Genomic DNA, 12,868 nt, shown 5'->3' with positions numbered 1-12,868 from the left:
TCTTATCTCAGGTACCACATTTTTGTGTTGATATCATCCGCGCCAAACACCTTGATCGCTGCGTGATAGTTGTCCAGGTTCACATCCTGCTCCGTCATAGGCCAGGCGTACCTTACCGGGAAAGTCTTCTGAAAAGCCATCGGACCGGCTACAAACGCAGGGTGGCCGGTACGGCGAAAATCAAACCATCCTTCTGCGCCCCGGAAAGTCATCGCGATCCACTTCTGGGTGATCAGCTGTTCCAGCGTGCCATTGTATTTTACGATGGTCTGATCATAGTACTTGCGTTGCTGCGCTTCCGGCTGCAGTCCATAATATTCCATAGAGGACCTGATGCCGTTGTTATACATGCTCTCTGCCGTAGCCCCCGCCATGGTTACTTTGCCTGACTGCATCGCCTCCGCAATGATGAAACACACTTCCGTATACAACATCAGGCTGGCTTTGTAGGTGGCAGGTTTATTCTGTCTGAAGAAAGAAGACAACGTAGACTGGTGCGCTTCACCGCCGTTGTAATCTCCCGGATTCGTATAGGCGTGCGGGATACCAACGTATTTATTTTTGTCGACGGTAGCGCCCTCTGTGCTGCTCACCGGAGCGATCCATAGTTCCAGCCTGGGATCATTGCGCGACAACAATGCATCTACCAGCTCCTTGCTGGCTTTCGTTTTCTGAAAATCATTATCGATCATATTCAGCGGTCCGCCGGCCCAGCTGTCATCTTTTTTCACGCCCAGGTAACCTACTTCGGCATTATCGGCGTTACTTTCCATGACCGGATACTCCGCTTTATTGTTCAGGATGGCCTGTATCTCCGTCCAGGCGTTGGGGTAGTTTTTGGAGCAACGGAGCAGCATCCGCAAACGCAGGGAGTTAGCCAGCTTACGCCACTTCAGGGCATCGCCGGCGAACATGGCATCGGCCTTTGCGTCGATACCGGCGCCATTATTTTTTAATGCTGTATTGGCTTCTTTCAGCAGGTCCAACAGGCTGCCGTAGATATCTTCCTGTTTGTCGTAGGTGGGTTTGATGTTACCATTCTCTACTGACTGCAATGCTTTGGAATAAGGAACATCGCCATAGAGATCTGTCAGGTAGGCTATATTAAACGCCATCAGCACTTTGCCCGCCGCTACGTAAGCCGGTTGTTTCATATCGGTGGCTTCCTGCTGCATGGTTTTCACGATCATCGCGCGCTGGTAAATATCCGACCAGTCCACGGCCGTCCAGCGGAACAGTTCATAATCGTTATTCCTGATCAGGGTGATGTACCTGCCCAGTGCTGCCGGTCTTCTGGCAAACCCGTTCTCCGCATAGGCATAAGCCGTTTGTGTGATCGCTTCTGTCAGGTGGTACTCCGGCCGGGTAACAGACGGATTATTAGGATTGGTATTGATATCTTCAAAGTCTTTCGTACAGCCGGTAAATGTTAGTGCTGTCAGCAGACCTATAATTATTTTATACGGTTTCATGATATGAATGAATTAAAAATTGCAACTCAGTTTAGCGCCATAAGATCTTGTTCCCGGCAGCGTCCAGTGCCCTACGCCCTGGTAACGCTGGCTCGACAGGCTCATCGTAATTTCCGGATCATACCCGTTATTGGCTGCGGTCCAGGTGTACAGGTTATTGCCGATCAGTGAGAGCGACAGGTTGCTCAGGAAATGGATGCGGCGCATCACATTACGGCCGAAGGCATAGGTAACGGACACTTCTTTCAGCTTCACATAAGTAGCGCTGTAGGTTTCGTTCTCATAATATTTCCAGTATTTATTATCATAATAATCGGCTGCCGCGATGATGACGTCGTTGGGTTTATAGGTACCGTTGCCTTTGTCGATCACCCCTTCCATGAGCATGCCGTCATCCCGCTTTACGCCGTTGGCGTCTGTCCAGGTAAGACCACCGTGTGCTGCATCCCTTCCGTACAGCGTATTGGTGGTACGCCCGTCCTGGATAAGGCTTTTGGCCACATAAGAGTAATAGGAGCCGCCCTGGCGCCAGTCGATCAGGAAATTCACCGTCAGGTTTTTATAGTGGAAGTTGTTGTTGAACCCTACCATAAAATCGGGGTTGTAGTTACCGATCTTCACCAGTTCCGGGTCCTGTTGCTGCAGGCCGTTGCTGTTCAGCAGGGCTTGTCCGGCATAAGGGCCTTCTTTCACTTTCACCCAGCTTCTGCTGTAAAAATCCCCCATTTTAGTACCTTCTTTTATCAGGTAGACGATATTGCTGCCGTCGGTGCTGCCCAGCATGTAGCTGGTCACTGCAGGCGTGAGCGAGATGACTTTATTCTGGTTACGGGTAAAATTGACATCAGACTTCCAGGTAAGTTTTCCTTTTACCGGCACTGTGTTCAGCGCTATCTCCCAGCCGCTGTTCTGGATATTACCGGCATTGATGAGCATACTGCTGGCGCCGGAAGCAATGGTGGTGGGCACCTGGATGATCTGGTTCCGGTTATTGGTTTTATACCAGGTAACGTTCAGGCCTAAACGATCTTTGAAGAAACTAACGTCCAGCCCTCCTTCGTAGGAAGTGGCAATTTCCGGCTTCAGCAGGCTGTTACGCTGACTGAAGCTGATGGTGGCGCGTTTTACAGTGCCCCAGTCGGTATCGAACGGTACGGTATTGAAGAGCTGGTAGGGGTCTGTATCAGCGCCTACCTGTGACCAGTTGGCCCTCAGCTTCAGGTAAGACAACTGCCGCCATTGAATGTTCAGCATCTCGGAGAGGATAGCGCTGACAGATACGGAGGGATAAAAATAGGCGTTATTGGATTTGGGCAGCGTGCTGCTCCAGTCGTTTCTCGCAGTAAGGTTGAGGAAGATATAATCGTTGTAGCTGATCTCGCTCATACCGTAGATACTGTTGATCCGTTTATGAGATCTTGACTGTGTATTGATCACTGATCCGGCCGCAGCATTTGAAAGATTGTAGATCCCTGGCAGGGTAAGGCTTCCGGCCGACTGCTGGTTGGATTGCAGCTGCTGGTCCATGCGGTTGCCACCTACAGCGACAGACAGTTTAAAATTATTTTTCAGTTCCGGTTTGTAGGTGAGCAGGAAGTCGCTGTTCTGTTCCCTGAACTGGCTGTTACCCAGCACAAAGGCGCCTTTAGGGGTCCTTTTGGCGCTGAACGGCCGCTTCTGGTCTTCCGACAGGGAATAATAATCCAGCCCTGTGCGGAGCATCAGGCTCAGGTCTTTCCGGAGGTCCAGTTGCACCTGTACGTTTCCTGTGATGCGGTTACGGTTATAGCTGTTTGTTTCTTCGTAAGCGATCAGGTAAGGGTTATCGTCGCTGCTATAGGGATTGTACTGCTGCAGGCTTTCTTTTCCCGGTACCCAGTAGTTACGCAGCGCGTGGATGTCCACGTTGGGCGCGAGCTTATATGTCTGCATGGTTACGCTCTCCGTGTAAGCCGAGGGGCGGTTATCGCTGGTACTGTTCGTATAGGCGATATTGCTGCTGACATGAATGGATTTATTCAGATGGTAGGTGCCGGAGAAAGTCAGGTTATTGCGTTTCAGGTCCGTGTTGGGGACGATGCCCTGGTTCTGCATATTGGCGTAGGAGATCCTGAAGTTGCCGGCGTCGCCGCTTTTGGACACCGCAATGTTATTGGTGATGGTACGGCCGGTGCGGAAGAAGTCTTTGACGCGGTTGGGGTAGGCTTTCCATTCCAGGGGGACCGGTTTACCGTTTTCATCGAGGGGACTGTTCCACTGTACCAGTTTACGGCCGGTATTCAGTTTCGGGCCCCATGCGGCGGTGCTGAGGGTGTTGTCTGTCCCGGCCCAGTCGCCGCTGCCGAATTCGTTCTGGAAGTGGGGGAACATCCATGCTTTATCGAACATCGCGGTGGAGTTGAAGCTTACGCCCAGGCCTTTTTTGGCGGCGCCGGATTTGGTGGTGATGAGGATTACGCCGGAACCGGCGCGGCTGCCGTAAAGCGCGGCAGCGCTGGCGCCTTTCAGTACGGTGATGCTGGCGATATCGTCGGCGCTGATATCGCTGATAGGGCTGCCGTAGTCGACGGTCTGTTTACCGTCTACCGCCTGTGCGGGGTTCTGGATGGCGGGAGCTACGGGCACTCCGTCGATCACGTATAATGGCTGGTTGTCTTTGCTGATGGACGATTGTCCGCGGATGGTGACCATTACGCTGGAACCGGGGTCGGAGCCGGTGCTGCGGATGCTGACGCCCGGCACGCGTGCCGCCAGGCTGTTCATCACATTGGGTTGGGGTACGTCGCTCACATCTTTTGAAGAGAGCTGGGAGATGGAATAACCGAGGTTACGTTCCGCTTTTTTGATGCCCAGCGCTGTTACCACCACTTCACCCAGCGCCTTTGTGGAAGGTGGCGGCAATTCAGCTGCCGGTGCAGCCGGGGGCGCCTCCTGCTTTTTAACGGTGGGGGCTACACTGAGGATAGCATAGTTATTGACGATGCGGCATTGTATGGATACGTCCGATGCCAGCCAGCCGAGCGCTTCTTTCAGTGTGGCCGTATGTTTGCGGATGCTGACGGTACGGGACAACAGGGCGTTAACTTCCTCATCGAACGTTACCTGCAGTTGCTGCTGGCTTTTCATCTGCTGGATAAACTGCCTGACCGTCAGCGTGGCGCCGCTGAAATTCAGCGTACGGTCGTGCTGCGCCAGCAGCCGGATGCTGACCGACAGGAGAAAAAACAGCATCAGTATCCGATGCAATAAAAATGTTTTCATTATTTTACAATTGATTTTAGGTGCAGGTGGTTTACGCCTGCATTTCAGGTTACTTGGCTGACAAACCCGTCAGTTGCTATTTTAAGCGCCCCGTTGCACCGGGGCGTTTAATTTTTTTAGTAGATCACGATCGTATCTTTTTCCTGCCGGTAGCGGAACCCTGCTGTTTGTGAGAGAATGTCCATCACTGCGGGCAGCGGCAGCTGTTTGAACTCCGCGGTAATCCGCTTTTGCAGCAGTGCTTTCCCGGCGATGCGGATCTTTACGTTGTACCATTGCTGTAAGTCTTCGCACACCGTATTTAATTTCTCCTGGTCAAAGGTGAGCTGGCCGGTGGTCCAGCTGGTGGCCGCATCGGCAGCTACGGCGGACAGGCGGAAGCTTCCGGCCTGTTTATCGACGATGACCTGTTGGTGTGGTTGGAGATCGGTGAGGCGCTGACCGTGGTAGCCTAACAGTCTTACTTTCCCGGAGAGGAGCGTTACAGTGAGCCGGGTCCGGTCGTCTACCTCAAAAGCGGTACCCAGCACCTGGGTGGTATATTTCCCTGAGGTAACGAGGAATGGCCTTTCAGCGGCGGTGGAGATATTAAAAAAGGCGCGGCCGGAGAGGCGGATTTCGCGGATGGCCGTGTTAAATTCCGGGATATAACTCACAGAGGAACCCGGGTAGATGGTCACCTGCGAGCCGTCCGGCAGCTGCAGCTGGCGGGGTGTACCCGGTGCGGCGGTGATGGTTTGCCAGGCCAGCGCGGGCGGCTGGGGCTTCGGCTTAAAAAACAGCCAGGCGGCCACCGTTACGAGCAACAACAGGGTGGCGGCTGCGGCCATCTGTGGGTATAACATCCGGCGTTGGGCAGTGATGCCTGCCAGGCGGCGGAACTGTTGCCAGTCGTTGTCTGATGCCTTTTCAGGGGCAGCTGCATTGCCGGTGCCGGCCCATGCCGCCTCCATGCAGGACTGGACAAACGCCGCGTCTTCACCGCTGGCGATATAAGCCTCAATGGCCGCGCGGGTGGCGGGATCGGAAATTTTACCTTCGAAATAGCTGGTCAGCAGGCGGCTGTCCGGTTGAAAATCTGCCATAGTGATCGATTCATCCTTAAGGACGCCGGTCGATGGCTGGTCAAACTATCGGGGCAGCCGGAATTAATATTCAGTTAACATTGGCACCAGCACAACGGCGGCCAGCATGAGGAAATCGGCGTAGTCATGCAGCTCTCTCCTGATGAACTTCAGCGAGGCGGCGATATGGTTCTGCACAGTGAAGATGGATACATTCAGCCGCGCCGCGATCTCTGCATAACTCATGCCGCGTTCACGGTTAAGGATAAACGCTTCGCGGCGGCGGGGAGGCAGCTTGTCGAGGCAGGCGCGGTAGCGGGTGAGCAATTCCCGGTAGCTGACTGTTTCGCTGATATTCTCGGTGGCGGGTGTCTCTTCTTCGCGTGCGCTGAGCGTCACCAGCGTTTTTTTGCGCCGCAACATGCTCACCGTCTCGTGGCGCATCATGGTAAAAAGGTAGCTGTTGAAATCATTGAGCGTGGCGATCCTCGATTTCTGCTGCCATACCTTCAGCATAACATTCATGGCCAGTTCCTCGCTGATGGCCGGATCATCGGTATACCACATGGTATAGCGTTTCAGCCGGGGGAAATAATATTCGAAGAGTGGTTTGAAGTGCTGGTCATTTCCGGCCAGCCAGTCGTGCAACAGTATTGGAATCAGCGTGGAGTCTTCCATCAGACAGCTCATTTTTGATGGAAGCAAAAGTAACGTTGGAATATTAAGGGATTATTAAGTCATTTTTTAACTTTATGGAACTACTGCCTCACGGGTAAGCAATAACTGATTTTTTATTATCTTTAACGGATAGATCAATGTACTATGCAACGTTTATTCTCTTCCAATACACCTCCGCCGGTAGCCTGAGGGCTGAATAACCGGATGACGCATGACATTCCCGTTTGTGTAACGGGAATAGATCCTCGTATGTTTTCCTTTCTGTATTTCAGGGTTGTTTAGCCTCTGCTTAGCATGTGGTTATCTTTTAGTTTTTATCAGACAAATCCTGAAATGAAAAATTTTAAATATTCGCTCATGGTCCTGTTGGGAGGGACCATGTACGGAACGATGTCCTCGTTCGTAAAGCTATCCTATGCATCGGGCTATCATGCCGCCGAGATTGCTTTTTCGATGTCCCTGATATCTGCGCTGCTGCTGGGGGTGGTACTGTTGTTTTCCGGGGGTAAGGCCACCCGGGTGAGGCTGTCAGGCAGATCGGCGATCTCATTGCTGTTAGTGGGAAGTCTCATCGGGCTGACGAACTTCCTGTATTACCTGTCGGTAAGCTACATCTCCGCGTCGCTGGCGATCGTGATCCTGATGCAGTTCACCTGGTTCAGCTTATTGCTGGAATGGCTTATTTTCAGGCAGCGGCCGGGCAGGCTGGAGCTGGTGACCGTACTCTTTATCCTGGCGGGCACTGTTATGGCGGGCAACCTGCTCCGGGCGGAGGCCTTGTCGTTCTCCTGGCGGGGAATGTTTTTTGCCCTGGCCTCATCTTTCACCTATGCAGTGTATATTGTGGCCAATAGCAGGGTGGGCACGGAAATAAAGTGGCAGTCCAAAAGCACGCTCATTATGATCGGTTCTGCGTTGATTATCTTTATTGTCAACGCCCGCACGATTGTCACCGACAGCCACCTGGACCATACCTTCCTCCTATGGGCCGTGTTCCTCGCAGCAGTGGGCACCACTATTCCCACCGCGCTTTTTGCCGCCGGCATTCCGAAAATCGGCGCCGGTACCAGCGCCATCCTGATGACCGTAGAATTTCCGGTTGCCGTTTTATGTGCCTATATTGTTCTGCATGAAGCTGTCAGCCCCGTGCAGATAGCTGGCATCATCGTGATGCTGGCCTCTATCGCGGCTATGAACTATTACAAATCATCAAAAACAAAAAAAGAAAGCTGAGCATGTTTTATATCAGTGAAGTAAAAAATACGCCGCCGGCGACCTTTAAAACAACCTTACAGGAGATGGTCTACCGCCTGCTACAGGAGCAAAACGTGCCGTTTGAGCGGGTAGACAACGACGAAGCCATTACCATGGAAGATTGCATTATCATCAATCGCCAGCTGAACATGAAAACGGTGAAAACACTGTTTCTGTGCAATCGCCAGCAGACCGCTTTTTACCTGTTCGTCACCACCGCTGACAAACCTTTTATCACCAAAGATTTCAGCAGGGTGATGGATATCCCCCGGGTATCTTTCGCCCCGGCGGAACTGCTGGATAAAATGTTGGGCACCACCATCGGCGCCACTACTATCTTCGGCGTGTTACTGGACAAGGACAACCAGGTGCAGGTAGTGATTGACAAGGATGTGCTGTCAGAAGAAGACTATGGCTGCAGCGACGGTACTACCACGAGTTATATGAAAGTCAGCCGGGACTGGATTATGGGAGATTTCCTGGCGTATGCCGGGCATGTACCGAAGATGATTGAGATATGAGTAAGAATACAAAAGGTTGTAAGGTAACGCTTACAACCTTTTGTTTATAGCAAGTTGTTTAGTGTCCGTATCGCTGTATAAAACGTGGATATTCAAAACATTCAAATCCCAGGTATCCTTTTCTAACGGCTATCTCCACGCTATCCACAGTATTCAAAGCCATACTGTCGGGCAGTGTAAACTTCCTGGATACGTTGTGCTTTTCTATTTTAACCCAGTAGTAGGTCCTACCCTTTTTATAACGATCTCCCCGGCTTGCTACCGGCAACGTTTCTTTCGAAACAGCTTTATCAGCCAGCAGGAAATTGGTGCTTAGTACCAGTGCAGGAGGAATCCACGATACCATTAAGAGCATAACACCGATATGCATAATATTATTATCAATACCGTCAAATACACGGGTAAGCCAGCCACGGCATTTCCGGGCTGTCCACCAGGCAAGTGGCAATCCACCGAACAAAAACAATGACAATGGTAATGTTACTGGTATAAAGGTGGAATAGCAAAACAACCATTGCAGAACATGAAGCATCATAAAGAAAAATGCTGCTATCAAGAACCAGGTTCCTTTCAGAATTGCTCTCCGGTTAATTTTCTCTTTTTTGTCTCCAGACATAGGGGCTTGATTTCCATTCAGGAAAAATACAGCTTTTGAACCTATTTCCATCATCAGCAGGAAAATGCTCCACACTCCACACTCCACAATTCTTTTGCAGGTCTGCAAGGCATTAACGGAAACATCCCTGCAACGCCTGACAGGCCGCCTGTTTTTGCTTTACACATGAGGCTGCACCGCGTCTTACGGCCTGCTCCGTCAGGCGATGGTATGTTATTTGGCCCGCTATACCGGACCAAGCTATCATCTTATGGGAAAGGACAAACATGGAAGATTTATTCCTCCTAAAGGAAAACCTTCCGGTAATCACCGTGAAAGTGAACTGGGCCTGCGGGAAAATATGCCGCCGGAAGCGCTGGCGCAGAACCAGGCCATGACTGAGAAATATACTGCCGGAGAAGATACGCCCGCGGCGAACCTGCCTTTCCGGCATCACAACCGGCACACGCATAACGATCAACCGGCAAAAGACAAACAAAATCAACCCGAAAACCCGGGTAACCGGGAAAAGGTGTATGAAGCAAGTGCCCCGCCGGAAGGTAACAACATTACCGGCATGGACCGGGCAACGTTCACCCTGCTCGCCCGTTTCCGCTCGTTTCCCTGTATCACCATCGTGATGCCTACGCACCGGTACGGCATGGATGTAAACGAGCAGAAAGACGTTGTAAAATTCAAAAACTATCTGCAACAGATACGGCACCGGCTGACGCAGCAGCAATGGGAACCGGAGGCAACGGAGCGCCTGCTGGCGCCATTGCAGTCCCTGCTGTTGGAAGAAAATTTCTGGCACCGGCTCGATAACGGACTGGTGGTATACCTGGCAAATGGTTTCTGCCGTTACTATCTGCTGCCGGAAACACCCGAACCGGGCATATACATTAATCACTCGTTCAATATGAGCCCGCTGTTGTCGTTAATGAATGACCGCCGGCATTTTTATCTGTTAGCGCTGGGAAAGGAACGTGCCAGGCTTTATAAAGGCGATGCGTATGGCATGGAAGCGGTTCCGCTTCCGCAACTGCCGGACGGCGACGCTACACAGTTATACCGCACTACCGCCGGCGCACGTAACGAGGTGCATCATGAAGCCTCGCGGGAACCTTTCCAGGGCACTTTCATGCCGGGCTACCTTCGGGATATTGACGAAGTATTGTGGAAAAACAGACTGGCCAACGAACATGCGCCGCTCATGCTGGCGGCGGTAGATGAGATGGTGGCCCAATACAAACAGATCAGCCGGTACCCGTACATCCAGGAGACTGCGTTGTATGGCAACTTCGAGAACGCGCGTACTGACGAACTGTTCGGGCAGGCGCGGCCAAAACTGCAACCTTATTTTGACGCACCGGTACAGCAGGCGCTGGCCAACTATATGGACCATAGCGCCACCGGCCTTACTTCTTCCATAGCAGCAGATATTATTCCGGCCGCTTATTATGGCAGGGTATCCTATCTGTTTATCTGCAAAGGGGAACACCTGAGCGGCCGTTTTGATGCACAGAACAATCAGCTGGAGATATACGATCCGCCGAAGCATGATAACGATTGCCTTTGTACACAGGCAGCGGTGGAGACTATTCTGAACAGCGGTAAAGTATATATACTGGATAAGGAAAAAATGCCCGCAGACAGCGCCATGGCAGCGTTTATGCGGTATTGACAAACTTTTAAAAACAATGTGATGAAAGCAGCCGTTTTTCACAAACCCGGTGATATCCGCGTGGACCAGATACCTGATCCTGCCATTGAGCAACCCGATGATATTATCCTGAAAGTCACGTCAACCGCTATATGCGGTTCGGACCTGCATATTTACGATGGTTTTTTTCCACAGGTAAAAGACCTCATCATGGGTCACGAATTCATGGGCATCGTGGAAGAAACCGGCGCCAATGTCAGCGGTTTACGAAGGGGTGACCGCGTGGTTGTACCTTTTCCGATCGCCTGCGGCCACTGTTTCTTCTGTAACCATGGCCTGCCTACCGCCTGTGAACATTCCAATCCGGAACACTATGGTCCTGCCGGCGACCTGATGGACAGCAAAGGCGGCGGCCTGTTCGGCTATACCGATCTCTATGGCGGTTATGCCGGCGGCCAGGCGGAATACGTAAGGGTACCCTATGCCAATTATGGTCCGCGCAAAGTTCCTGAATCACTGACCGACGACCAGGTACTGTTTCTAACAGATATTTTTCCCACCGGATGGTCTGCCATCGACTGGGGAAATTTGAAAGGCGGCGAAACCGTTGCCATCTTCGGTTCGGGCCCGGTAGGCCTGATGGCGCAGAAAGCCGCCTGGCTGATGGGCGCAGGACGGGTGATCGCCATCGATCCGTTACCCTACCGCCTGGAGATGGCTGCCCTGCAAAACCGGGCAGAGATCATCGACCCGCACCAGGTGGACGTGGTGGAGGCTATCCGCGAGGCCACCAACGGCAGGGGCGCCGATGTTTGTGTAGACGCTGTAGGCATGGAAGCAGAGCGTTCCTTCGGCGATAAGCTGAAGGCCGTTATCAATGTGGAAAAAGGAACAGACAAGGTAATGGAGACCTGCTTCAAAGCAGTACGCCGCGGCGGAACGGTGACGGTGGTAGGCGTATACGGCAGCCCCTACGACAACTTTCCCATCCATCGCATCTTCGATAAAGGTCTGACCGTACGCTTCGGCCAGGCTAACGTGCACGAATATATTGACCAGCTGTTTAAACTGGTACAGGAAGGCCAGGTACGGCTCGACGATATTGTGACGCACCGGCTGCCACTTCAGGAGGCTGCCCATGCCTATCACATTTTTAAACACAAGGAAGACGACTGTGTAAAAGTGATACTTAAACCATAAGCCGGTCTATATCTTCTCCCCTTCTACGATGCTTACCTCGGTAATATCGAGGTCGATGACCCGTGTGAGCCGCAGCCCGGAACGACGGAACAATTCCCCAAATTCCGCGGCGGTCCTTTCTTTGCCGCCTGTTACTACCAACATGTTCACATCCATGAATTTGGCGCCGTGCAATGTGTTGCCTTCGGGAACAACGCCGTCGACAATCAGGATTTTGCTTTCCGGCTTCATTGCTTTGCTGACAACGCTCAGGATGCGTACAGAATCTTCATCATCCCAGTCATGGATGATCATTTTCAGCAGATAGGCATCGCCCCCTGCCGGTACCTGTTCGAAGAAGTTGCCGCTGACGGCAGAACAACGGTGGCGCAACAGCGGGTCGGCAGCCAGCAGCGCAGCAGTTTGCTCCACCACATAAGGGACATCGAAGACAATGCCAGACGGCCCCGGCGTACGTTTCAAAATCGCGGATAACAGGGACCCGTTGCTACCGCCGACATCGATGATCGTTTTGAAAACCGAGAAGTCATACTTGTCCAGGATAGCCGGACTCAGAAAACTGGTCACCGCCGTCATGGCTTTCATAAAGTTCAGTCCTCTGTCAGCATGTTTTTTATAATGCTCCCAGAGATTTTCTCCATAATGCTCATCAAAGGCGGTTTTTCCCGTTCTGACGCTGTCGACCAAATTCCCCCAGGGCACGTAAAATTCGCCCATCTCTGCCAGCAGGAAGGCTTTCATGCTGCCTTCGATATCGCCGATCAGCGCGATGGAATCAGGCGTATTGACAAACACACCGGGCGTTTGTTCTTCAAAAACACCATTGGCTGCCAGGAGTTTCAGCAGGCGGTGGAGCGATGGCGCATGGGTGCCTGTTTCGGTCGCCAGCGCGTTTATCTCCATCGGCCCGGAAGAGAGTATTTCAGCAATATTCAGCCTGGCGGCGGTATATACACTACAGGAAACCCAATGATTGGTAATATGGCGGAGGATGTTTCCCGTATGTTCAGCGGTGGCACGTAAGCCGGATAGATCAGTTCGCATAGGATAGTTTTTTAGAAAAATATGGTTATCTTAAATTTAATCATACTGCCTGTTGTTCTCGCTGCAGTGACGGTACTTATTTTCAGGAATATCGCCTTCACCCAAAACAATCTTAA

The 12,868-nt window shown here is 51.9% G+C and carries 10 protein-coding genes; 4 read left to right on the top strand and 6 right to left on the bottom strand.

Annotation, left to right across the window (positions count from 1 at the left end; translation table 11 throughout):
- Positions 1 to 2 precede the first annotated feature (2 nt).
- From HF324_RS09320 to HF324_RS09305, 4 genes are all read right to left on the bottom strand, one after another.
- Positions 3 to 1,472: a SusD/RagB family nutrient-binding outer membrane lipoprotein gene (locus tag HF324_RS09320; protein WP_168859647.1), complete on the bottom strand. Its 1,470-nt coding sequence runs from the start codon at positions 1,470 to 1,472 to the stop codon at positions 3 to 5.
- A 12-nt stretch (positions 1,473 to 1,484) separates the two neighbouring features.
- Positions 1,485 to 4,733, bottom strand: coding sequence for a SusC/RagA family TonB-linked outer membrane protein (locus tag HF324_RS09315; protein ID WP_258539466.1), 3,249 nt, complete (start codon positions 4,731 to 4,733; stop codon positions 1,485 to 1,487).
- 116 nt (positions 4,734 to 4,849) lie between these two features.
- Positions 4,850 to 5,818 carry a FecR family protein gene (locus HF324_RS09310; protein ID WP_168802170.1) on the bottom strand — a complete coding sequence of 323 codons (969 nt, stop codon included), beginning with the start codon at positions 5,816 to 5,818 and terminating at the stop codon, positions 4,850 to 4,852.
- A gap of 63 nt (positions 5,819 to 5,881) precedes the next feature.
- Positions 5,882 to 6,475, bottom strand: coding sequence for an RNA polymerase sigma-70 factor (locus HF324_RS09305; RefSeq protein WP_168859646.1), 594 nt, complete (start codon positions 6,473 to 6,475; stop codon positions 5,882 to 5,884).
- 333 nt (positions 6,476 to 6,808) lie between these two features.
- Here HF324_RS09305 and HF324_RS09300 point away from each other — a divergent pair, with 333 nt between their 5' ends.
- Positions 6,809 to 7,708 carry an EamA family transporter gene (locus HF324_RS09300; RefSeq protein WP_168802168.1) on the top strand — a complete coding sequence of 300 codons (900 nt, stop codon included), beginning with the start codon at positions 6,809 to 6,811 and terminating at the stop codon, positions 7,706 to 7,708.
- 2 nt (positions 7,709 to 7,710) lie between these two features.
- Entirely contained in the window at positions 7,711 to 8,250 is a 540-nt protein-coding gene (locus HF324_RS09295; protein WP_168859645.1) for a prolyl-tRNA synthetase associated domain-containing protein, read from the top strand.
- A 58-nt stretch (positions 8,251 to 8,308) separates the two neighbouring features.
- Here HF324_RS09295 and HF324_RS09290 read toward each other — a convergent pair whose 3' ends face one another.
- Complete coding sequence (locus HF324_RS09290) at positions 8,309 to 8,920, bottom strand: hypothetical protein (protein WP_168859644.1); 612 nt, start codon at positions 8,918 to 8,920, stop codon at positions 8,309 to 8,311.
- Positions 8,921 to 9,116: 196 nt separating this feature from the next.
- Here HF324_RS09290 and HF324_RS09285 point away from each other — a divergent pair, with 196 nt between their 5' ends.
- Positions 9,117 to 10,529, top strand: a complete 1,413-nt coding sequence (locus HF324_RS09285; RefSeq protein ID WP_168859643.1) for a baeRF3 domain-containing protein — start codon at positions 9,117 to 9,119, stop codon at positions 10,527 to 10,529.
- 21 nt (positions 10,530 to 10,550) lie between these two features.
- Positions 10,551 to 11,708: a zinc-dependent alcohol dehydrogenase gene (locus HF324_RS09280; protein ID WP_168859642.1), complete on the top strand. Its 1,158-nt coding sequence runs from the start codon at positions 10,551 to 10,553 to the stop codon at positions 11,706 to 11,708.
- 6 nt (positions 11,709 to 11,714) lie between these two features.
- Here HF324_RS09280 and HF324_RS09275 read toward each other — a convergent pair whose 3' ends face one another.
- Positions 11,715 to 12,752 (bottom strand): methyltransferase, encoded by a 1,038-nt coding sequence (locus tag HF324_RS09275; RefSeq protein ID WP_168859641.1) that lies wholly within the window; start codon positions 12,750 to 12,752, stop codon positions 11,715 to 11,717.
- Positions 12,753 to 12,868: the final 116 nt, after the last annotated feature.

The organism is Chitinophaga oryzae, assembly GCF_012516375.2.
GTDB classification, from domain to species: Bacteria; Bacteroidota; Bacteroidia; order Chitinophagales; family Chitinophagaceae; genus Chitinophaga; species Chitinophaga oryzae.
This window is presented reverse-complemented; position numbering and strand designations above follow the sequence as displayed.